This window comes from Thermosyntropha tengcongensis (assembly GCF_055381335.1).
In genome coordinates this window covers 405,001-426,135 of the sequence record NZ_AP042437.1, presented here as the reverse complement: position 1 = coordinate 426,135, position 21,135 = coordinate 405,001, and the positions used below count along the sequence as shown (strand labels likewise).

At 46.2% G+C, this 21,135-nt stretch carries 16 protein-coding genes, 3 rRNA genes and 1 riboswitch (1 of these 20 only partly in view); of the genes, 1 reads left to right on the top strand and 18 read right to left on the bottom strand.

The genetic code is table 11. The annotated features are described in order from the left end of the window. The 3 genes from ACZ42E_RS01995 to ACZ42E_RS01985 all read right to left on the bottom strand — a co-directional run bounded on the left by ACZ42E_RS01995 (position 1) and on the right by ACZ42E_RS01985 (position 3,402). Complete coding sequence (locus ACZ42E_RS01995; protein ID WP_464892787.1) at positions 1-1,941, bottom strand: oxidoreductase; 1,941 nt, start codon at positions 1,939-1,941, stop codon at positions 1-3. Between the two features lie 389 nt (positions 1,942-2,330). Continuing rightward, positions 2,331-2,795, bottom strand: a complete 465-nt coding sequence (locus ACZ42E_RS01990; protein WP_464892786.1) for a hypothetical protein — start codon at positions 2,793-2,795, stop codon at positions 2,331-2,333. Then, positions 2,761-3,402: a YiiX/YebB-like N1pC/P60 family cysteine hydrolase gene (locus ACZ42E_RS01985; protein ID WP_464892785.1), complete on the bottom strand. Its 642-nt coding sequence runs from the start codon at positions 3,400-3,402 to the stop codon at positions 2,761-2,763. The genes ACZ42E_RS01990 and ACZ42E_RS01985 overlap by 35 nt, the downstream gene beginning before the upstream one ends. 176 nt (positions 3,403-3,578) lie before the next feature. On the opposite strand from ACZ42E_RS01985, the gene ACZ42E_RS01980 reads away from it, so the two are divergent. Further along, positions 3,579-3,776, top strand: coding sequence for a hypothetical protein (locus ACZ42E_RS01980; RefSeq protein ID WP_464892784.1), 198 nt, complete (start codon positions 3,579-3,581; stop codon positions 3,774-3,776). A 6-nt stretch (positions 3,777-3,782) separates the two neighbouring features. On the opposite strand, the gene ACZ42E_RS01975 is transcribed toward ACZ42E_RS01980, so the two are convergent. The 15 genes from ACZ42E_RS01975 to ACZ42E_RS01905 form a co-directional block, all read right to left on the bottom strand. Then, a complete protein-coding gene (locus tag ACZ42E_RS01975; RefSeq protein WP_464892783.1) occupies positions 3,783-4,277 on the bottom strand; it encodes a MerR family transcriptional regulator in 495 nt (164 codons plus the stop codon). 330 nt (positions 4,278-4,607) lie between these two features. Continuing rightward, on the bottom strand, positions 4,608-5,174 hold the full coding sequence (locus ACZ42E_RS01970) for a phosphatase PAP2 family protein (RefSeq protein WP_464892782.1): 567 nt from the start codon (positions 5,172-5,174) through the stop codon (positions 4,608-4,610). A gap of 127 nt (positions 5,175-5,301) precedes the next feature. Continuing rightward, positions 5,302-6,186, bottom strand: a complete 885-nt coding sequence (locus ACZ42E_RS01965) for a class I SAM-dependent methyltransferase (RefSeq protein ID WP_464892781.1) — start codon at positions 6,184-6,186, stop codon at positions 5,302-5,304. A 49-nt stretch (positions 6,187-6,235) separates the two neighbouring features. Beyond that, positions 6,236-6,442, bottom strand: a complete 207-nt coding sequence (gene tatA / locus ACZ42E_RS01960; RefSeq protein WP_464892780.1) for a twin-arginine translocase TatA/TatE family subunit — start codon at positions 6,440-6,442, stop codon at positions 6,236-6,238. An 88-nt stretch (positions 6,443-6,530) separates the two neighbouring features. Further along, entirely contained in the window at positions 6,531-7,112 is a 582-nt protein-coding gene (locus ACZ42E_RS01955; RefSeq protein ID WP_464892779.1) for an ECF transporter S component, read from the bottom strand. Continuing rightward, positions 7,109-8,629 carry an S-layer homology domain-containing protein gene (locus ACZ42E_RS01950; protein ID WP_464892778.1) on the bottom strand — a complete coding sequence of 507 codons (1,521 nt, stop codon included), beginning with the start codon at positions 8,627-8,629 and terminating at the stop codon, positions 7,109-7,111. The genes ACZ42E_RS01955 and ACZ42E_RS01950 overlap by 4 nt, the downstream gene beginning before the upstream one ends. Continuing rightward, positions 8,626-10,323 (bottom strand): ABC transporter ATP-binding protein, encoded by a 1,698-nt coding sequence (locus ACZ42E_RS01945; RefSeq protein ID WP_464892777.1) that lies wholly within the window; start codon positions 10,321-10,323, stop codon positions 8,626-8,628. Before ACZ42E_RS01945 ends, ACZ42E_RS01950 begins: the two co-directional genes overlap by 4 nt. Further along, positions 10,296-11,204, bottom strand: a complete 909-nt coding sequence (locus tag ACZ42E_RS01940; protein ID WP_464892776.1) for an energy-coupling factor transporter transmembrane component T — start codon at positions 11,202-11,204, stop codon at positions 10,296-10,298. The genes ACZ42E_RS01945 and ACZ42E_RS01940 overlap by 28 nt, the downstream gene beginning before the upstream one ends. A 12-nt stretch (positions 11,205-11,216) precedes the next feature. Continuing rightward, entirely contained in the window at positions 11,217-12,344 is a 1,128-nt protein-coding gene (locus tag ACZ42E_RS01935) for a DUF4430 domain-containing protein (RefSeq protein ID WP_464892775.1), read from the bottom strand. 62 nt (positions 12,345-12,406) lie between these two features. Next, complete coding sequence (locus tag ACZ42E_RS01930; RefSeq protein WP_464892774.1) at positions 12,407-14,224, bottom strand: S-layer homology domain-containing protein; 1,818 nt, start codon at positions 14,222-14,224, stop codon at positions 12,407-12,409. 16 nt (positions 14,225-14,240) lie between these two features. Beyond that, positions 14,241-15,545, bottom strand: coding sequence for a prenyltransferase/squalene oxidase repeat-containing protein (locus tag ACZ42E_RS01925; protein ID WP_464892773.1), 1,305 nt, complete (start codon positions 15,543-15,545; stop codon positions 14,241-14,243). Positions 15,546-15,670: 125 nt separating this feature from the next. Beyond that, positions 15,671-15,885, bottom strand: a riboswitch (cobalamin riboswitch). Positions 15,886-16,065: 180 nt separating this feature from the next. Further along, positions 16,066-17,391 (bottom strand): nucleobase:cation symporter-2 family protein, encoded by a 1,326-nt coding sequence (locus tag ACZ42E_RS01920; protein ID WP_464892772.1) that lies wholly within the window; start codon positions 17,389-17,391, stop codon positions 16,066-16,068. 361 nt (positions 17,392-17,752) lie between these two features. Further along, positions 17,753-17,867, bottom strand: a 5S ribosomal RNA gene (gene rrf, locus ACZ42E_RS01915). A gap of 60 nt (positions 17,868-17,927) precedes the next feature. After that, positions 17,928-20,920 (bottom strand): 23S ribosomal RNA (locus ACZ42E_RS01910). A gap of 119 nt (positions 20,921-21,039) precedes the next feature. Further along, a 16S ribosomal RNA gene (locus ACZ42E_RS01905) occupies positions 21,040-21,135 on the bottom strand (it continues 1,486 nt past the right edge of the window). Together the 16S, 23S and 5S rRNA genes form the textbook arrangement of a ribosomal RNA operon.

The window sequence follows — 21,135 nt, the reverse complement described above, 5'->3', positions numbered from 1 at the left end:
CTATTCCCAGTTTTTTTCATTGAGATAACTGTATAAATCATAAACCACCATTTCAGCTTCATAAAGTGCAGCTTCTATATCCCTCGGCTCTCTGGCATCACCAATAATATAACACTTTCCAGAGTATTTTGCATATTCATCATGAGGCCAGTTTTTCCTGTAACCACAGGCTGCTACTATCCTGCTTATCCCATCAATCTTTATTTTTTTCTCACCATTTAAATAAGCAGCATCCCCTTCGATTTTTTCGACTTCATATCCTTTATAAACCTGTACCTTTTTCTCCTTTAGCCTCGCCAAAAGCTCCAACCTGGTCATATTTTCTAAATCCCTGGCCAGTTCCCGGGTTTTTTCGACTATAATGACTTCATTTTCTCCTGCCAGATAATCAGCGGCCTCACACCCGCTGCTTCCTCCTCCTATTATAAGCACCTTTTCCCCTCTAATACTTGTCTTTTCGTCCAGAAGCTCTTCCAAAGAAATTAAACAAGCATTTTCTATCCCTTCCACAGGGGGGATAAAATTCTTAGCTCCCGCTGCCCATACTAAAACTGCAGGGCCAATTTCTCTAATCAGCTTATCCGAACAGGGAGTATTGAGCATAACTTCCACCCCTGCCTCTTTAAGCCTCTTCTGAAGATAATAATTTAAAAGGTTTATCCTTTCTTTATAAGGAGGTTTAGAGGCTATATGGAGCTTTCCTCCCAGCTTATCCCCGGCTTCCAGCAAAACCACCTCACACCCTGCCTTTTTAAGTCCACAGGCAGCACTCATTCCTGCCGGTCCTCCTCCTACCACCACAGCCTTAACACCATCAAGCCTTGCCTCTTCTTTAAAACGGCTTTCTCTTCCAGTACGGGGATTTACGGCACAGCGTATATGCAGTCCGCTATTAATGCTGTTTATACAGGTATTGCATGAAATACAGGGCCTTATATCATCTCCTTTTCCTGCCAGAGCCTTGTTAGCCCAAAAGGGATCAGCCAGCATTCCCCTTCCAATCCAGATAAAATCTGCATATCCATTGCGCAAAAAATATTCCGCCTCTTCTGGCTTGCGCAGATTTCCTCCTCCCAAAACCGGAATATTCACATTCTCTTTGACCTTTTTTACCATTTCCATGCGCCATCCCGGCTCAAAAGAAGCAGTTTCGATAGAAGTATGGCCTGACTCATATATGCCGCACGATACATCCAGAAGGTCAGCCCCTGCCTTTTCCAGAAGAGCTGCCAGCCTTACCCCTTCTTCAACTTCCAGTCCTCCGGGGACAAAATCAGCTACATTAAACCTTACCGCAATTATAAGTTGAGGAACCAGATTTTTTATGCCATTAATTATTTCCGCAATAAGCCGGACCCGGTTCTCCAGGCTTCCTCCATATTCATCCTCCCTTTTATTTGTATAAGGAGACAAAAACTGGCTCAATAAATAGCCGTGCGCGGCATGCAGCTCAATTCCATCAAAACCCGCCTTTGCTGCATAAAGGGCAGCCATGACAAATTTGTCCCTTATCCTTTTTATGCCGTCCAGGTCAAGCTCTTCCGGTTCTGCTCGCATAAACCTGCAGGGAATCGGGGAAGGGGCCACCGGTTTTCTCCCCCCAGTAACTGCCGGCGTAGTCTGTCTTCCTGCATGATGCAGCTGGATAAAGGCATTGCAGCCGTAAGACTTTATCCGTTCGCTCAATTCCTTAAGCCCTGCAATATAGCCCGGCTTATCAATACAAAGCTGGGTTAAACTGGCCCTCCCGACCGGTTCATCTACACAGGCTATTTCCACTATTACAGTTCCCGCTCCTCCTTGCGCCCTTTTTTCATAATAAGCCAGCATATTTTCCGTAACTTCACCGGTTATACTGGCCAGCCCTGTTCCCATAGGCGGCATAACTATACGGTTTTTAAAATATTTTCCTTTAATATAAAAATCTTTTTTAAGTTCCATGCCTTTCCCTCTCCTGTAACATGTTTTATTATCCAATATAGCACATAGAAGTAAAGCCGGGTATAAATTAAGGTAAAATTGTACATAATACAAACCGAAACTGGTGATCCGGTTTTTCTCCCGTATAAAACTTTATTTAAACCGGGAGCTTTTTAGCGGATCACCAGTTTTAAATTTTTTAAAAAATTTTTTATCGTTCATGCATATCTTTTTCTTAACCGGGCATAATAAGACTAGAAAACAGCAGAACAGCTTCATAAGTCCCAATTTAAGGGTAAACTTATAAAAGCACATCTGCTGTTTTCTTCAACAAAAATCCGCCAGAGGACTAACAGCATTGCTTATCAGCACAGCTGATTCCAATGCTACCTCTGGCGGATTTAAAATTTTCAGTCATATTTGGCCGCCAATCCTGCAGGATAAGGTTTTCTCCTCACATTTAAAACTATATAATGCAAAGCTGTTATACAGGGCATTACAAATACCCAGGAAAAAGAAAGCCAGCCTGCCAAAAATTTATGATAAACCAGCCAGGAAACCAGCGGTAAAAAAGGAGTGTACCATAACTGCAGAATAAAAAAAGCCAGGTTGCTTAAATCATAAAAAACAATACTGCTTTTAGCTATCAGTTCTAATACTACAGCTGGAGTTAGCCACCATAAACCCAGCTTGAATTTTTCTATTCTTTCCAGGCAGGAAAAACTCCTTACTTCCAGGCTTATAAAAAAAATATATAAAACAGTACACAGTACATCAAAACCTGGAAAATATGTACTCATCCAGATGGCTAAAACAGCAAAAAAATGCATAAAATACAACCTAAAAGCTGCCTTTTCTGCTCTCATCGCCAGCATCCTTCTCCTCCACTATGCTAACCCATTCGCTCCTTGCAAAAACTTCCGGTGCAATCCACACATCATTGCCGGGATCAAGATTTATTCCCTGTTCAGCATAAGCCTTCCAGATAAGTTTGCTGCAGTTCCAGATCCTTTCCCCTGGTTTAAAAGCCAGGGGAAAAAATATTCCCCCTTTTAAAGACAGCATATAATTTACTGCTGCCTGTTTCTTTTCAGGATCTGCATTTACTCTAAGCAGGCAAATTTTGGGATAATCCCAGTAACGACAGGCTGATACTACTGTTATTCCTTTATCCGCAGCTGCCTCAACAACCTTGTTATTTCCGATATAAACCCCGGCATGAGAAAAACGCCCGTAGGAACAATTGTCATAGCCCCCCAGAATTATATCCCCTGTTTTCAAACCTGCAAAGGAGATATAATTTCCGGCACTAACCGGCACTCCATAGCCAAAATGCCCCTTTCTGGCATTCGCTATATAGCAATATACAACTGCATCATCCCTGGAAAAAATATGAAAATTCTGTTTTGTTATAAGCAGTGCCAGAATAATACTCAGGAAAGGAAAAAACCAGAACCTTATATGTCCTAAATTCTTTCCCATCTTCACACTTCCCGCTGTTCAGCATAAAATCCTCTATTATCTTTCCCCATTCACTCCCTCTTAATAAAAATTCCACCAAAAATTATTTTTAAACTAAATCGCGCCACCAAAAATGCCAAATCCAGTCAGTAACCAATCACCAAAAAATTCATACTGTATACCAGGAGGGGTAAAAAATGAGAAAAAAGTGGGAAAATAGTATGCTTTACGAGGGATATCAAATGCTGGCGAAATATATAGAAGGCAAAAAAATAAAAAAAGTGCTCCATTTAACCGAAACCAGCATAACTCTGCTGATGGAAGATGATACCACCGTTCAGTTTCTCTGTCTGGAAGACGAGATAATCTTTGATATCAAACTGCCTGCCATATAAAACAGGTTATTTTCCTACCAGCCTGGAAAACCACGACTTATTCCTTCCTTCCTGTTCCGCTTTCCACAGGCGCAGAAACTCATCTATCCTCCTTTCCCTTTCTTCATTACGCCTTTCAATCTTCTTTTCCAGCTCATCAATCCTTCTTTCCAGTTCTTTATTCATCCGTATAAGCTCATCATTTTGCTCTATAATCTTCTGGGCCAGAGAAATCACTTCTGCTGGCAGCTGATAGGTAGTAGTCTCTTCCAGCACCAGATCGGCAACCTCTTTCTCCTCCACATTCTGCAGAGCCATCTTTATAGCCGTAGTGTTAAGACCTTTTTCTTTTAGCTTGAGAACCAGCCGCAGGGTATCAATATCAGATTCTGTGTAAAGCCTTTCTCCTTTTTCATTGCGCTTTATCCTGAGCTGAAGGCTGTTTTCCAAGTAACGCAGTGTGTACTGTTCTATTCCCAGCATTTCAGACACTTCGCCAATTTTATAATATCTTTCCCTCATCTGTAACCTTTTCCCCCCTTACTTCATAATTTATTATCAGGTAAGGCAATAAGGTAAAAATCCCGAAAAAAAGGATGTAGAAACTTCACAAACAATTATCAAGCTTCATTATCTGCTCCAGCATCTATCAAGCTCATTGTTAAGTTAACAATCAACCTTATTGTAAACCTGTACTTTCCCTTCCTTAATTATTTAAGCTCATATAAACTGCCTGGTTCCTGCCCCATATATGAGCTGCCGTTCACAGGAACGGCTTTTTTTTATGGTCTTCAATAAATTTTATGGCATATACAGGGGAATAATTACTTAATTATCAACTTAATTTTTAAATTAAAGCTTTCTAGCCAGCATTTCATTTGCCGCTATGCCTGCTGCCAGCAAAATCCCCCCGCCTATAAAGCCAGCTATTACATCACTCATATAATGCACATTAAGATACACCCGGCTTAAACCTATCAAAACGATAAGCAGCACCAAAAAAACAAGGACCGCTTTTCCTGCCTTCTTCGGCAGGTGCTTTAAGCCCAGGTAAGCCAGAAAACCATAAAAAGCAGTTGATATCATAGCATGACCGCTGGGAAAGCTGAAACCGGCTGCATAGGTAAACATTTCCCCAGCTGGCCTTTCCCGGCCAAAAAAAATTTTCAAATAATTATTCAATCTGCCAGCTGCAAACAAAATTAAATTTAACAGCAAAACTTCCCTGAACATCTTTTTATATAAAATAAAAACCGATATAACCAGCGAAATTGCTATGAAGGCATAAGGGGATCCCAGATAAGTAACGGCCTTAAAAAAACTTACCCCTGATGGATTTCTTAATCCCTCTGCTATCTGCTGGCAGGCTTTATCAAAATAAATTATCTTTTCCGCAAAATAAACTGGCCAAAAACCCATTTTAATAAACTCCTTTCCCACATAAAACTGGTTCTTTCCCTAGTATATATAATCAAGGCCGAAATAAAAAAAGCACTTTAAATTAAAGTGCCCAAAATTCATGTCATCTTTTTTTTATGTATAAGTTTTAACTCACAAAACTTACTGTAAAAGGCATATTATCTCTGATCCTGTTTTTCAGCCTTTTAACTTCTTTCTCATATCGGCTGTCTTTGGCCAGCACCAGGCTGAAAGCCCAAAACAGCCCAAAATAAGGCATTATCCTGGTAAAAAACGACTCCCCTGCCGGGTATCTTAAATGAATCAGAGGATTTAAGCCTATCTTTTTAAGTTCCGCACATAAAAGCTCATCCTCTATTCCATAATAGGCCTGATACTCAGCGATATCAAAAATATCCGGCTTATCTTTAGGTTTAAAAAGATTGGCCAGAATCATCTTTTTGTTCGCCCTATCCGCAGCCAGAAACTCAAAAAACTTAAATCTGCGGCTTGATTTTAACCGGTTGGGGTCAGCTATAGTTATTATAACTCCCTGCGGTGAAAGGGCTTTGGCAGCTGTCTTAAGAAGATTTACCGGATCTTTAAAGTGATGGATGGCAGAGGAAAATATTATAATATCATATTCCCTATCCTCTTCCAGAAAACTGTACGCATCGCTTAAAACCATCTCTACATCGGCAAAGCCTTCCCTGGCTGCCCTTTTTCTTGCTATATCAAGCATCTTTTCCGACAGGTCCACCAGAGTAACCCTGGCATCCGGACAGCACTTTTTCAGAGTAAAAGCCCCTTTTCCGGCTCCGCCGCACATGTCTACCGCCCGCACCGGCCCTGAAAGGTGGGGTTTTATCATATCAAGCACAGCCGAAAAAACTACATCATATTCCCGGTAAGTATACTTGGGCTCTTCAAAATCCGCATAAAACTGGACTATGGCATCACTTTCATATTTGAGTTTGTTAGCTTCCAGTATTTCCTCTTCCGAATAATGTTCCCAGGCTTTTGCTTCCTTCATTATTCCCTCCCCAGGCTCATCAAAAAGCCTTATAAAAATTATTTAAAGCCTAAGCTCTGCTTTCCCCTTCATCAGAAATCTGCTTTACAGAAGCAGTTTCTTCATCCTCCCCATTTTTAGCCTTCTTAAATCCTTGAATAGCCTTGCCCAGCGATTCCCCTACCTGGGGAAGTTTGCCTGGTCCAAAGATAATAAGCACAATTATAAGAATAAATGCCACTTCCCATGGCCCAAAATTTCCTATGAGTCCAAACATCTTGCTTCCTCCCCTTTAGCTTTACTGGTTATTTTTTATTATATATCTTTCGCTGCAGATAAAACAAGCAAGATTAGAACCTTCCTCCTTATTTATACCTTATCAAAACCTTATAAAAACCAGGGCCCAGAAGAAAAGCAAAAGCTGCATTGCCGGCTGCGTGCATGGTATCAAAAGGGAACCCGGCCGCATAGACACTCAAAAAAGTCTTCCAGTTAAGCGGGTAAACAAAAGTGAGCCAGTGCCACATATTCATAAGGAACCCAAAAAAATAGCCGCTTAAAAAACACAAAAAAGCAAAAAAAAGCCGGTTAAAGTCCCCCTTTTTCTTTCCCGCCATTCCTCCCAGAGCCCCGCATAACCCCCAGGCTACCATCTGCCACAAAGTCCAGGGACCCTGCCCCAGAAAGAAATTGGACACCAGGGCACTCAATGCCCCTACCGCAAAGCCGGCTTTTATGCCCCAGACATAGCCAGCGAGCAGGGTTATAAAAGTAGAAGGGGTAATATTGGGAAGCGGGGCAAAAGCTACCCGGGAAGCAGCTGCCACGGCTGCTGTTGAAGCAATAACGGCCAAGCGGGCAGCAGAAAGCTTTTCTTTTTCCAGTATCCAGAAAAATAAGCCAATAACAAATACCGCAGCTATCCCGGCAGCTAATCCCAGGTTCATGAGCCTTTTTCCCCCTGTCTGAAGCGGAGCAGTTTTTCCATGCTGTAAGCGCACCCTGCCCGGCTTACCTCTTCTTCTGCCTTAAAGGTGGGATAAAGAAAACCTTTCTCTTTTGCCTTTTCTACATAAAAAACATGCCATTTTTCCCCCGGATAATCCTTATCCTTTCTTATCCCTGCCATGCTGCACAAAACAGCAGCCAGCTCGCTCCCCTTTATCCTGCCTTCTGGATGAAAGCTTCCATCTGGATATCCCCGCATATATCCATAAGAAGAAACCGTTTCTATATAGCTTTTAGCCCAGTAGCCGTCAGGCACATCTTTAAACTTTGCTCTCCCTTCGTTTACAGCCGGTTTCAGGTTTAAAGCCGCACACAGCAGCCTGGCAAATTCAGAACGGCTAAGGCTCTTTTCCGGCCGGAAAGTATTATCAGGATAACCTCCCAGCACCCCTTTTTCCTCTAGGGAACATACGGCATCATAAGCCCAGTGGGAAGGAGGCAAATCTTTAAAAACCCCTTTTACATCCCTTTCTTTTTTCAGAGGGAAATAACATCCTTCCAGGGCCATCAGTGCATAAGCAGTACAGAGCACCGAAGGCTGGGGAGATTCTTTAGTCCATCTGAAACCTCCGCTTTTATCCTGCAGGGAAAGAAGATGGGATACAGCATCTTTCCCGTTTTTCTGCCAGTAGGAAGACCTGACATTTTCTCCCGCTGCCAGCAGAGCCTGTATAACCCAGGCATCTGATGAACTGTTGGCCTGGCTTATGTTCCAGCCGCTTTTAAAACCTCCGTTATCAAGCTGGCATGATTTTATATACCCCAGAGCCTTTTTTATCACCGGGGAATTTTTATCTTCTCCCAGGGCTATAAGTGCCTGCAGGGCAGCCGCTGTATCATCAGCATCCCCTTCTATCCCTTCTGCCCAGGCAAAGCTCCCATCCGGATTCTGCCTCTTGATAAGCCAGCTTCTTGCCCCACTGGCATTAGCTATTTTTTCTCCCGCCGATATAAGCGCAAGAATTCCCCACATATGAGCATTTATGAGCTCATCTTCCCCTTTGTCCTTCTGTCCCAGTTTTCCCTCTTTATCTATCCAGCTTTTAAGCTTTTCGGCCAGATTTTCCCCTTTATAAACCGGCTTTTCCCCGGCCGCTGCCAGTGCAAGCAGGGTGCGGGCATAATCGGTGGTGCTGTCCGGCTTAAAAGAGCTCCCCTTAAGGTAGTCAAGAGGGCTTTTCCCTCCTTTTTTCCAGCTGTTTGACACATCTTCGCCAGCTGCTCCCAGAGCAATAATCACCCAGGAGGTAGTCCCGGCATCACTGGCTTCCCCTTCCTTAAAAGGAAAACCTCCATCGCCATTCTGAACACTCCTTAAATAAGCGAGTGCTTTCTTTACCGCTTCCTTTTCCCCTGCGCCAGCATCTTTTGCATAAACCGGCATCCGGGCAAAAAAAGCGCCTAAAAGAGCAACAACCAGAACCAGGCTGACAAGCTTTTTCCCACTCCTTCTCATGCTGGATTCGCCTCCTTTTCTGTATATGTCATATCCTGCCGGTTTTCTTTAGCCTTCTTTAAAATCTGATAACCTTCTTCTACCGTCAGCACTCCAGGTACCTTCCCCTCAAAAAGCCGGTTAACCGGTGGGGAATAAAAAAGGGCCCCCTCCATAACCTCATACTTGCTGCCTGAAGCGGCTGTCTCCCCATTAAAAAGGAACAGGACATATTCTCCATATTCCGCCGCAAATTCCACATCATGGGAAACGATAACCGCCGCTTTCCCTTCCTCGCTCCATTTCCTTATCCAGAAGCCCAGTCTTTCTTTCCCCCGGTAGTCAAGCCCCCGGGTAGGCTCATCAAGCAGGATTACCTCCGGATTCAGTGCATAAACGGCAGCCAGAAGGAGCTTCTGCTTTTCGCCCATGCTCAAATCCCGCGGATTACAGTCGGCACAGGATAAGAGGCCAAACTCCCTCAATATTTCATCGGCATCTTCTTTTTCCCTTCCTGCCTGCTTTAAATTAAACCTCACCTCTTCCCTTACCGTAGGCAGGAAAAAATAATCATCAGGGTTTTGCGGCAGCAGGGAAACCTGCCGGGCAATCTCCCCGGTAGCCATGGTTCGCAAATCTTTCCCTTTTAGAATTACCTTTCCTTTTCCCGGCTTTAAAATCCCGGCCATAACCTTAAGCAGGGTAGTCTTGCCTGCTCCGTTTTCTCCCATGACCATCCATATGTCTCCCTGACAGACTTTAAAATCTATATTTTTCAAAACTTCTTCCCGTTCCGGATAGGAAAACCACAAATCCTTGACCTCCAGCAAAGCCTCCTTATTCTCCCCTTCCCCTTTTTCACGCCCCCTCTTTACCTCTTTTTCCCCTATCGTATCAAAACGGTACCCTGAAAGCCTTCTTCTTGCCTCTTTCACCGTAAAAGGAAGCTCTTTTTCCCCCAGCCTTGCAAAAAGCCGGGGAAGGGAAGGAAGTAGAGTCTCTCTCCCGCCTTTAAAAACCTCTCCTGAATCCCGGTTGCCGTCATATATTATCCTTCCTTTTTCCATCACCACTATCCGGTCAGCCAGCGCCAGGCATCTGTCCAGCCTCTGTTCGCTCATTACCACCGTTATATTGTACTCTTCATTAAGCCTCATGACCAGGTTAATTATCTCTTCTGCCGACTGGGGATCCAGCTGGGCCAAAGGCTCATCCAGAAGCAGTATCTCCGGCTTTAAAGCGATAAGCGAGGCTAAAGCCAGCTTCTGCTTCATTCCCCCGGAAAGTTCCGCAGTCTGGCTGTCCAGATAAGAAGACAGGTTAAAAAAATCCGCCGCTTCGGCCATTCTTTTGCGCATAAAATATTTGGAAAATCCCAGGTTTTCCAGGGCAAAAACCAGTTCTTTCTCTACCCGGCTGGTAAAAATCTGGTTTTCCGGATTTTGAAAAAGAAAACCTATTTTTTGGGCTCTTTCCCGGCTTTTCATGGCCATCAGCCTTTTTCCATCGATATAGACTTCTCCCGAGTATTCTCCCCGGTAAAACTCCGGGATTATCCCGCTCATAATCTTAAGAAGGGTAGATTTTCCGCTCCCGCTTTCCCCGATAACCAGCACCAGCTCCCCTTCCCGCACACTAAGGTTTATCCCCTTAAGAGCGGCTTCTTTCCTCTGCGGATAAAAATAGGTTATATTATCCACCTTAATCTTTTCCATCTGTCTGCACCCCATTTAAGCCAGGCCGGCAGGCTGAAAAGGAAAAAAACCAGCCCGGCCCGCAAAATATCGCCAGGTTCAATCATATCCAGCTCCGGATAAAAGCGGTAGCCCATAAAACCTTTATAGAACCCAAAAAGGTTGAGCAAAACGCTGGCCAGAACAGCACCCAGCACTATATAATCCCTCATCCGCCAGCGATAATTATAGTAACAGCTCCTTTCTCCCGCTCCATACCCCTTTACATACATGGCTTCCGCCATCTGCAGCGATCTTTCCAGACTGGACAGCAAAACACTGTTTAAGAGCATGCCGCCTTTCTTAACCTTTTCTTTAAGGCTCCCTTCTTCAAAGTTAAGTCCCCTTAAAGCCTGTACCTGCGCCGTACGCCTGAAATCATGCACCGTAAGCGGAAAAAGCCGCAGGGTCAAGTTACCCAGGACAGCAAATCTGCCGTTTTTAAAAGAAAAAAAATCAAAAAACCAGTCCGGATCTACCACACAGTTAAAAAAGCAGAAAACCGCGACTACCGCCAGAAGCCTTATCCCCATAGCAAGGCCGTAAACCAGGGCCTCCAGGGTAAAATCCCACGCTTTTCCCCCGGCTTTAAAGCTTGCCAGCACCGTATGTCCGCCCGGGGAAAAAACTACATTTATAAGAATGATAAGGAAAAAGAGAAAAAAGCTGTAGTTAAGATACTCCCTCAGTATTTTCCCATTGCCGGAAGCTCTGGTTACCAGCACTACAGCCAGAAAAACCGCCGCCGGATAAAAAGGATGGGCAGCCGTAAGGGATAGCAGAGCCGCTGCCAGGCAAAAAAGGCTTACTGCCAGCGGGTTTAAAGTATATACTAAATTATCCCTCTTTCGGTAAAAATACATCCCCACCGCTCCTTATTCCAGAGGAAGCCTTACCACTTCACCATTTACAAAAGCCGCGCTGTACATATACCTTATTTTTTCCGGATTTTTGAAGACCTCTACCGCTTTCGCCACACTTTCCGCATCTGTTCCGGTTATAAGCCAGAGAGGATTTCCATCTCCCAGCCCATCACCGGTAGCCCCGATAACTGCTGCCTTTTCCCGGTACAGCTTGGCTTTTTTCCCTTCATAATTTAAGAGGTAGAGCCCTTCTTCCCCAAAATAAAAGCTCATGCCGTGTCTTACATAAGCCTGGTTCAGCCCTCTAAAATAATCTATTTTGTCAAGCGCTTCCCATTCCCCAACTACCAGCAGGGGACAGGAACGGGGATAAAGCACTCCTTTGCCCAGCTCCTCCAGGACTATCCCTTTTGCCCCGCTGCCTTCCAGAGCGGATTTAAGCTGTTCTGCCCCTTCCCGGCAGGATGGGGAAAAAACGATTTTGACCGCCAGCGGCTTTTTATTATACCCATTGAGGAAAGGCTCCGGATAAGCCCCTATTACCGCCGTATTGGCCATTCCCGCCTTCCAGGGATGGTAATCCCACCATATGACATCCCCCGGCATAACCTTCTTTTCCCCTGCTCCGGAAGCGGCACAGATACCGTTTACATAATAAAACCAGTCTCTGGGAGGAAAGCCCTTGCTGCTTTCTATTCCATTTATCCCGTTTACAAAACCGCCGCCATAGCCAGTATCCACCCTGGCATTCCCTTTTAAAACTTCCATTACCGTACTTCCCGGCACAAAAGAAATTTTCTTGTCCAGGACAACATCGCGCCCAAAGCCGGCAGTGACTGCCAGATGGGCTTCCTTTAAGTTTTTGCCTGTATCTTCCCTTAATGCCTTCTCATCTTTTAAAGTAGCTTTCTTTTTCTCCTCTTCTGGCTTTTCCTGCTCAGCACTGGCTTTTTCCTTTAGCCCATCTTCCTTTCTTGCTAAAGGCTCTTTTTTATCTTCGCTTTTCTCAGCTAATTCAGCCCTTTCGGCTATCTTTACTTTTGGCTTTAAGCCAGAATTTTCTTTCTCCGCATGAATACATCCGAAGAGACCTAAAGCCAGCACCAGGGCTAAAAATAAGGATAATACCTTTTTCCTCAAAACACATCACCCGTCTTTAATATTTTAAAAAGGGCAGGAAAGCTTCCCTGCCCTTTTATATTTCAGGAAGCAGGTTTCAATATGCGGTAAATAATAACTGCCGCTTCTGCCCGGCTAAGGCTCTTGTCGCCTTTAAAAGTCCCATCCGGATACCCGCTCATTATGCCGGATTCCTGAAGCAGGTAAACCTTATCCCTGGCCCAGAGAGGGATAGCTTTCTCATCCCTGAATACTGCCCGCTCTTTTTGCTTCAGGCCTTTGGTATAAAGCCCTGCCAGCATAACTGCCGCTTCTTTCCGGCTCACCTCTTTTCCTGGTTTAAAGGTGCCATCCGGATAGCCTTTAACCATATTGTTCGCATAAGCTGCATTTACATCCCGGTAAAACCAGTCTCCTTTTTTCACATCGGTGAAAGCCGCCTTTTCTTCCCCTGCAGCAATTCCCCCGGCCCTTACCAGCATAGAAGCCAGTTCCGCCCTGGTAATGCTGCGGTAAGGCTCAAACCTGTTTTCCCCGGTTCCTTTTATTATTCCGGAAGCAGCCAGGCTGTAGATGGCTTCTTCAGCCCAGGCCAGATTTTTGTCCACATCGGCAAACTGGCAAACAGCTTCCTTTTTCTCCTCACTTTTAGCTTCCTCCATTTTCTCCACTACCGCAAATTTGGTAAAATGTTCGGTCCTGAAAAAAGCTACCCCTTCCTCAGCATCGATAAGGCCCGGCAGAGTCTTCCAGGTTTTCTCCTTTTCATCATAAAAGGCTGAAACCAGTTTATCCAGCCTGTCTTCAGGGAAAACAGGCATTTTTATCATTATGGTAACCGGTTTCAAAAACTTAATGCCCTCCGGCCCAAAATCATAAACCCCGGAAGCCAGACGGTACCCTTTAGCTTCGGGATAAGCATCTTTTCTTATTTCTCTTATGGTAAACCTAAGGCTCCGGTTTACCGCGTCAGCAGGAACTATAAGAACTGCTTCCTTATCCCCCAGGACGCCTCCTTTCTCGTCCAGCCTTCCTTCTGCTTCCACCAGATTAGCTTCCAGCTCCTTTTTTATCTCTTCAGCCTTCTTGGCATCCATTCGCTTATCCAGATTTAAAACCAGGTTTTTATCCCCTATTTCCCTAATTTTCTCCTCATATCTGTTTTTTAGCTCTTCCTTAACCGGCAAAACCAGAATAGCATCTTTCGGTTTTTCAAAACCTGTTGCATCCGGATCCCTGGTATAATCCAGGGTATAAACCCATTCTACCCGGTCCCCTTTTCGCAAAACATAATCTGCCGCTGATATTAGCGGATAAACCCCGTTAACCCGGTATTTCCATCCGCTCCTCGGATAACCCGGCTTTTTATGGGCAAGGCCGTTAATGCTCTTCACATAGCCGCCTTCCACTTCCAGGCTTATACCGGTTGCCATAGCTGCCCTTCTCAAAAATGACAGTACAGTATCCCCATCCATAAGGGGGAAATCCCCGCTTATGACAGTTCTGCCATTATCGTCTGTTATGCTGAGGTAGGCCCGGTTTTCTACCTCCTGCCCGCTTCCCCCGCCAGGGGAAGAAGGGCTGTCAGTTACGGTTATGCTGGCAATGACTGTCGTTGTTCCTCCTCCCAGATAAGCCCGGTAACTGCCCGCAGGCAGGATAATGCGGAAACTGTAGCTTCCGCTGGCATCGCTCAAGGTTTGCCCTATATAAGCCTTCTTGCTCCCATCCGCCTTTTCTACCACCAGGCTTACCCCGCTCAAAGGGGAAGCGTCATTTCCGCTTATGACAACCGTATTTCCACTTACACTGGCCTCTGCCCCCCACGCCGGCAGGACAAGGCTTAAACAGAGGAAAAGGGAGATAAGAAAAGCTAAAAATTTATATTTGCCTCTTTTCATCCCTCAACTCCCCCTTTTAGCTGTTTACCTTAAACACTACCGGCTTTGCAAGCGGAGTTCTGTTCTGCCAGTTGTCCCACACCATAATCCTTGCCTCATAGGTTCCGTTTTCTATAATGCTCATGCCGCCGCTTATGCTTTCACTCTGGCCGGCAGCTACATTTTTGGCCAGAGAGGTGTAATACACCATCTTTTCCGGCTTGTCTTTTTCTACCCTGTAAAGCCCTGCCACCGTCAGGGTTTCCTTATCCTGTCCTTCCGGATTATTTATCCTCATAGAAAAGCTCCAGTCAGTTCCCGCATTTGGAGAAGAAGGCACAGTAATGCTTATATATAATCTCTCCAATGGGGGAAGAGAATTATTATACTTGGAAACATAACCTCCGTTTACCTTCTTTAAGTCAGCCAGGGCAAGAAGCGCACTGCGGGTAGACATAGTGTTTGCCTCACCAGGCTTCCAGGGAGCATAAAAAGCTCCATTTTCCAGCTGATATTTGAGCAGGGCATCCACCATAGTCTTGTTATCCTTTTTCCATTCATCTCCCTGCGGATCTATGCCCAGGGCTACCAGAGCTTCAATGACTGCCGCAATAGAATCCGGGGATTCGCTCTGGACTTCTTCTCCATTCCAGATATAAAACCCAAAACCAGCTTTATCATTCTGCTTGTTCTTTAAAAACTCCAATGCCCTGTTTATCGTTTCATTTACATTTCCGTCATTCTTATACGGTGCCAGGGCTACAAGGGCATGCGCGGTCGAGTCAATATCTACCCCCCAGCCGCTTTCGTCAAACCCGCCGGCATAAGGGTCACCCTCCGGCTTCTGTTTGGAACATATATAATTTACCGCCCCGGTTTCATTAAAAGAAACACTTATTCCATTTTTCTTTGCCAAATTAAGGGCAATTACTGCCCAGATAGTCTGGTTCAGGGTATCTTCATTGTCAGTTGAGCTGAAATATCCGCCTGCTTTCTGCATACTCTGCAGGGTACCTACATAGCCTGCCACATCTTCACCCCTGGCCAGTCCGCCTATGATTAAGCGGGCATAATCCGAAGGCTTTTGCGGATTTTGCGGGCTTAAAAGAGCTATCTCCAGATTTCCCGCTTTTCTAAGCCCCAAAGCCGCCCAGTCTCCATCACCTTCGCCAAAAGCCGCAATATTGCTGTTAACATAAAGGCAGGCCTTCGTAAGCGCCTCATTTATATCGTCATCGCTTGCTGCCTTTACCGGCAGGACATAAGAAAAACCCAGAATAAGCTGCCATAAAATAAGCACCACCAGTATCGAATAAAACCTGCATACCGACCTTTTTTTCATTTTTCCTAACCTCCCTGTTTAATGCTTGCCAAAAATAAAAAAACGCCCGACTAACTGGTCAGACGCAGGTCAGGTGGCTTTTTTCGCACCATCCTTTTCTCCTCCCTTCTTATCCCCAGAAGTCAGATTTTTTCGCCCTGCTGGCAGGTCTCCTGGCTTAAGGTCATCCTACTCCCGGCTCCTTCCCATATACACCCCCGGCTCCTGCCAAAGCATGTATACAGTGGATTTGATGCCGGTTTCGTCCCTAACACAGTAGGGGGAACTGCAGCGGATTCTCACCGCTTTCCCTTTTAAAACAGCCGCATAAACGGCTGTTACCAGCAAAGCCTATTCATTTTTAAAGCTAGAAGATATTTTAAAGCAAAAATATGCTAATAGCAAGGATATCAAAAACCTTTTCAAATGAAACAGATGAAACAGGGGACGGTTCTTTGTTTCACTAAAGTGAAACAAAGAACCGTCCCCTGTCAAAAAAAATCCCCCATTAAGGGAGATTTAAAATCAATTTCTATTCAATCTATGCATCATATTCCCTGTCTCTTGGTAAAAGCAGATTAAGTACCACAGCCGTAATAGCACCGGTAACAATACCAGAAGAGAGAAGAATCTGCAGTGCTTCCGGCAGATGGGATAAAATATCCGGTCTAAAGGTTACTCCTAAACCGAGTCCAAAAGATACAGCAATGATAATAAGGTTTCTTCTGGTCAAATTTTCCTGTCTCATTATATTAAGACCAGCACCGGCAATCATTCCAAACATGATTATTCCTGCTCCACCTAAAACCGGATTGGGCATAATAGCAATTAAAGCTCCCAGTTTTGGGAAAAGCCCCATCAGCATAAGGATTATACCTGCCAGCATAACTACATAGCGGCTGGCCACACCGGTGAGAGAAACTACCCCGATATTCTGGCTAAAGGTAGTAGTAGCACCAGAGTTGAAAATTCCAGCAATTCCAGCACCAACCCCGTCACAGAGGATACCAGCTGCCAGCTCATCATCATTTAGTTTTTTGCCCGAAGCTTCACCCAAAGCCAGCAGGTCTCCGATACTTTCAATCGCCGAAACCACATAAGCTACAGCAAAAGGTAAAATAGCTGCCCAGCTAAAATGGAAACCATACTTCAAAGGAACCGGAACGGAAAACCAGGCAGCCTGGACAACCGGTGTAAAATCAAGTTTGCCCATAAAGAAGGCTACAATATAACCAAAGATTATTCCCAAAAGAATAGCCGAGGCACTTATCATACCTTTCCCAAACTGGTTTAAAAGAATTACCACAATCATTACTAAAATTGCCAACGCCAGGTTGGAAAGGCTTCCGTAGTCAGGAGCACCCACGCCACCTGCAGCCCAGTCAATACTTACAGCAATAAGGGTTAATCCGATCAAAGATACTACAGAACCAGTAACAATAGGAGGGAACAATTTTCTAAGCTGAGGAATAAAGCGGCTTAAAATAATCTCAGTAAGAGAGGCAACTATAGTAGCAGTATATATGCCACCCAATCCTAATTTACTTCCCACAGCAATAGAAGGACCAACAAATCCGAAGTTAGTTCCCATAACACAAGGCATTTTAGCTCCCACAGGCCCTACTCCGCGGGATTGAATAAAGGTAACCAGTCCGGAAGCAAAAAGTGCACAGCTCACTATAAATGCTAAATCCTGAATAGGAACTTTTAAAACACCGCCAACTACCAGAGGAACAGCAACAACACCAGCAAAAGCAGCCAAGATGTGCTGAATAGCTAAAGGAATGGCCACTGCTAGAGAAGGTTTGTCCTCGATGTGAAAACGAATTTCCGGATTCACTTCACGGCTTACAGTTTCTACTGACATCAAAACCCTCCTTATTGTTTAGTACAGTGCATTGTTTAGTACGACCAAACAAGAAAATAGCCAGTAAAATTTTCTAAATCTTTACCTTTTCCGCCACCTCCTTTAGCCAACTGCAACCTTATGCCGTCCCTCCTTCTAAAAAATTTTTAATTTACATATAATCCTGTCTTATATCCATGCAATGACCATGCCAATATAGGAAACCTAATAATACTTATATTTTGTCGAAAAGTGCGAAAAAAATACCCTGAAAATATTTCCTACAAAGAAAAAAATTCACCTGAAACAGGGGACGGTTCTCTGTTTCATTTTGAAACAGAGAACCGTCCCCTGTTTCAGAGATGTTTCAGAAAAAAATAAATCCTGGCAACGACCTACTCTCCCACAGCTTCAGCTGCAGTACCATCGGCGCTGGAGGGCTTAACTTCCGTGTTCGGGATGGGTACGGGTGTTTCCCCTCCGCTATCGTCACCAGGAATTCTTCTTCCCTGAATCCCTCAAAACTGCAGATAGCGCTTTCATCACCTCAAGGCTCCTAGGTCAAGACCTCGATCTATTAGTACCGGTCGGCTTAATACATCGCTGTACTTACACCCCCGGCCTATCTACCACCTAGACTCGATGGGATCTTACCTCCTTACCGGAGTGGGAGAACTCATCTTGGGGTTGGCTTCGCGCTTAGATGCTTTCAGCGCTTATCCATTCCAGACATAGCTACCCAGCTGTGCCCCTGGCGAGACAACTGGTACACCAGCGGTCTGTCCATCCCGGTCCTCTCGTACTAGGGACAGCTCCCCTCAATTCTCCTGCGCCTGCGATGGATAGGGACCGAACTGTCTCACGACGTTCTGAACCCAGCTCACGTACCACTTTAATGGGCGAACAGCCCAACCCTTGGGACCTTCTCCAGCCCCAGGATGTGATGAGCCGACATCGAGGTGCCAAACCTCCCCGTCGATGTGAACTCTTGGGGGAGATAAGCCTGTTATCCCCGGGGTAGCTTTTATCCGATGAGCGACGGCCCTTCCACTCGGTACCGCCGGATCACTAAGCCCGACTTTCGTCCCTGCTCGAAATGTCTCTCTCGCAGTCAAGCTCCCTTCTGCCTTTACACTCTTCGCGCGATTTCCATCCGCGCTGAGGGAACCTTTGGGCGCCTCCGTTACCCTTTAGGAGGCGACCGCCCCAGTCAAACTGCCCACCTGACACTGTCCCTGCACCAGATTATGGTGCCAGGTTAGAACCCCAGTAATCCAAGAGTGGTATCCCACCAGCGGCTCCAGCAGACCTGGCGACCTGCTTTCTCTGCCTCCCACCTATCCTGTACATGGACTACCAAGATCCAATGTCAAGCTGCAGTAAAGCTCCACGGGGTCTTTCTGTCCTATCGCAGGTAATCGGCATCTTCACCGATACTACAATTTCACCGAGCCCCTCGTCGAGACAGTGCCCAGATCGTTACGCCTTTCGTGCGGGTCTGAACTTACCAGACAAGGAATTTCGCTACCTTAGGACCGTTATAGTTACGGCCGCCGTTCACTGGGGCTTCGGTTCAGAGCTTCGCCCTCTCGAGCTAACCCTTCCCCTTAACCTTCCAGCACCGGGCAGGCGTCAGCCTCTATACTTCATCTTTCGATTTCGCAGAGACCTGTGTTTTTGGTAAACAGTCGCCTGGGCCTATTCTCTGCGGCTCTCTCACGCTCGCTAACGTCTGCTAGCTCACGCTACCAGAGCACCCCTTCTCCCGAAGTTACGGGGTCATTTTGCCGAGTTCCTTAACGAGGGTTCTCTCGCGCGCCTTAGGATTCTCTCCTCGCCTACCTGTGTCGGTTTGCGGTACGGGCACCCTGCTTCTCGCTAGAGGCTTTTCTCGGCAGTATGGATTCAGTGACTTCGGTACTTACTTTCCCTCCCCTTCACACCTCAGGATTTCGTGAGGCGGATTTGCCTACCTCACTCCCTACGTGCTTGGACGCACTCTTCCATCCGTGCGCTTCACCTATCCTCCTGCGTCACCCCCTCGCTCAAACGAAGCTCGGGTGGCACTGGAATCTCAACCAGTTGTCCATCCCCTACGCCCTTAGGCCTCGGGTTAGGTCCCGGCTTACCCTGGGCGGACGAGCCTTCCCCAGGAATCCTTAGGCTTCCGGCGGGCAGGATTCTCACCTGCCTTCTCGCTTACTCATGCCAGCATTCTCTCTTCCTGTAAGTCCACCACTCCTTTCGGTATGGCTTCTGCCCTACAGGAATGCTCCCCTACCAATTACCTTCCACGGTAATTCCGTAGCTTCGGTACTATGCTTAGCCCCGTTATATTTTCGGCGCAGTGCCACTTGACCAGTGAGCTGTTACGCACTCTTTAAATGATGGCTGCTTCTAAGCCAACATCCTGGCTGTCTTCGTAGCACTACCTCCTTTCCCACTTAGCATAGATTTCGGGACCTTAGCTGACGGTCTGGGCTCTTTCCCTCTCGTCCATGAACCTTATCACCCATGGACTGACTGCCAGTCACCACCTTATGGTATTCGCAGTTTGGGAAGGTTCGGTAACCCGGTAAGGCCCCTAGCCTAACCAGTGCTCTACCCCCATAAGGCTCCTAACTGACGCTAGCCCTAAAGCTATTTCGGGGAGAACCAGCTATATCCGAGTTCGATTGGCATTTCACCCCTATCCACAGCTCATCCACGTACTTTTCAACGTACTCTGGTTCGGGCCTCCACGATGTGCTACCATCGCTTCACCCTGGCCATGGATAGATCACCCGGTTTCGGGTCTACGGCAACAAACTTAGCGCCCTCTTCAGACTCGCTTTCGCTTCGGCTCCGCCCTTCTCAGGCTTAACCTCGCTTGCTACCGTAACTCGCTGGCCCATTCTGCAAAAGGTACGCAGTCACACGCTCTCAATCGTGCTCCTACCGCTTGTAGGCATACGGTTTCAGGTCCTATTTCACTCCCCTCCCGGGGTGCTTTTCACCTTTCCCTCACGGTACTCTCCACTATCGGTCGCCAGGTAGTATTTAGCCTTGGAGGGTGGTCCCCCCTGCTTCCCACCAGATTCCACGTGTCCAGTGGTACTCGGGATTGCCGCCTAACTGCTGCGCAAATTTCGGGTACGAGGCTTTCACTCCCTGTGGCCCAGCTTTCCAGCTGCGTTCCCCTATTCGCTCCGCAGTTACGTATAGTCTGCAACCTATACCCGCGACATCCCTCAACCCCTGTTAAGCAACGCTTGCAGGCTTCTGCACTTAACAGGTTTGGGCTCCTCCCCGTTCGCTCGCCGCTACTTGGGGAATCTCTCTTGATTTCTTCTCCTCCGGTTACTAAGATGTTTCAGTTCACCGGGTTTCGCCCCTCATGCCCTATGTGTTCAGGCATGGGTGACAGAGGTTCTCCTCTGCCGGGTTCCCCCATTCGGACATCCACGGATCTACGCTCGCTTGCAGCTACCCGTGGCTTTTCGCAGCTTGCCACGTCCTTCTTCGCCTCCTGGCGCCTAGGCATCCACCGTACGCCCTTACTATCTTGACCTATTCCTACGCGCGATTCACCCTTCGGTGAAATCTCCCTACGCTATCTGCAGTTTTCAAAGATCCTCTCTATATTATATACATAAAACGAACAGCAAGGCCTCGCGCTTCTCTCCTTAGAAAGGAGGTGATCCATCCGCACCTTCCGGTACGGATACCTTGTTACGACTTCACCCCAATCACCGACCCCACCTTCGGCGGTTGCCTCCGCTTACA

Bases quoted from the DNA above. Each gene is read 5' to 3' on its own strand.
- ACZ42E_RS01995 (WP_464892787.1), bottom strand. From the start codon at position 1,941: ATGGAACTTAAAAAAGATTTTTATATTAAAGGAAAATATTTTAAAAAC.
- ACZ42E_RS01990 (WP_464892786.1), bottom strand. From the start codon at position 2,795: ATGCTGGCGATGAGAGCAGAAAAGGCAGCTTTTAGGTTGTATTTTATG.
- ACZ42E_RS01985 (WP_464892785.1), bottom strand. From the start codon at position 3,402: ATGGGAAAGAATTTAGGACATATAAGGTTCTGGTTTTTTCCTTTCCTG.
- ACZ42E_RS01980 (WP_464892784.1), top strand. From the start codon at position 3,579: ATGAGAAAAAAGTGGGAAAATAGTATGCTTTACGAGGGATATCAAATG.
- ACZ42E_RS01975 (WP_464892783.1), bottom strand. From the start codon at position 4,277: ATGAGGGAAAGATATTATAAAATTGGCGAAGTGTCTGAAATGCTGGGA.
- ACZ42E_RS01970 (WP_464892782.1), bottom strand. From the start codon at position 5,174: ATGGGTTTTTGGCCAGTTTATTTTGCGGAAAAGATAATTTATTTTGAT.
- ACZ42E_RS01965 (WP_464892781.1), bottom strand. From the start codon at position 6,186: ATGAAGGAAGCAAAAGCCTGGGAACATTATTCGGAAGAGGAAATACTG.
- tatA (WP_464892780.1), bottom strand. From the start codon at position 6,442: ATGTTTGGACTCATAGGAAATTTTGGGCCATGGGAAGTGGCATTTATT.
- ACZ42E_RS01955 (WP_464892779.1), bottom strand. From the start codon at position 7,112: ATGAACCTGGGATTAGCTGCCGGGATAGCTGCGGTATTTGTTATTGGC.
- ACZ42E_RS01950 (WP_464892778.1), bottom strand. From the start codon at position 8,629: ATGAGAAGGAGTGGGAAAAAGCTTGTCAGCCTGGTTCTGGTTGTTGCT.
- ACZ42E_RS01945 (WP_464892777.1), bottom strand. From the start codon at position 10,323: ATGGAAAAGATTAAGGTGGATAATATAACCTATTTTTATCCGCAGAGG.
- ACZ42E_RS01940 (WP_464892776.1), bottom strand. From the start codon at position 11,204: ATGTATTTTTACCGAAAGAGGGATAATTTAGTATATACTTTAAACCCG.
- ACZ42E_RS01930 (WP_464892774.1), bottom strand. From the start codon at position 14,224: ATGAAAAGAGGCAAATATAAATTTTTAGCTTTTCTTATCTCCCTTTTC.
- ACZ42E_RS01925 (WP_464892773.1), bottom strand. From the start codon at position 15,545: ATGAAAAAAAGGTCGGTATGCAGGTTTTATTCGATACTGGTGGTGCTT.
- ACZ42E_RS01920 (WP_464892772.1), bottom strand. From the start codon at position 17,391: ATGTCAGTAGAAACTGTAAGCCGTGAAGTGAATCCGGAAATTCGTTTT.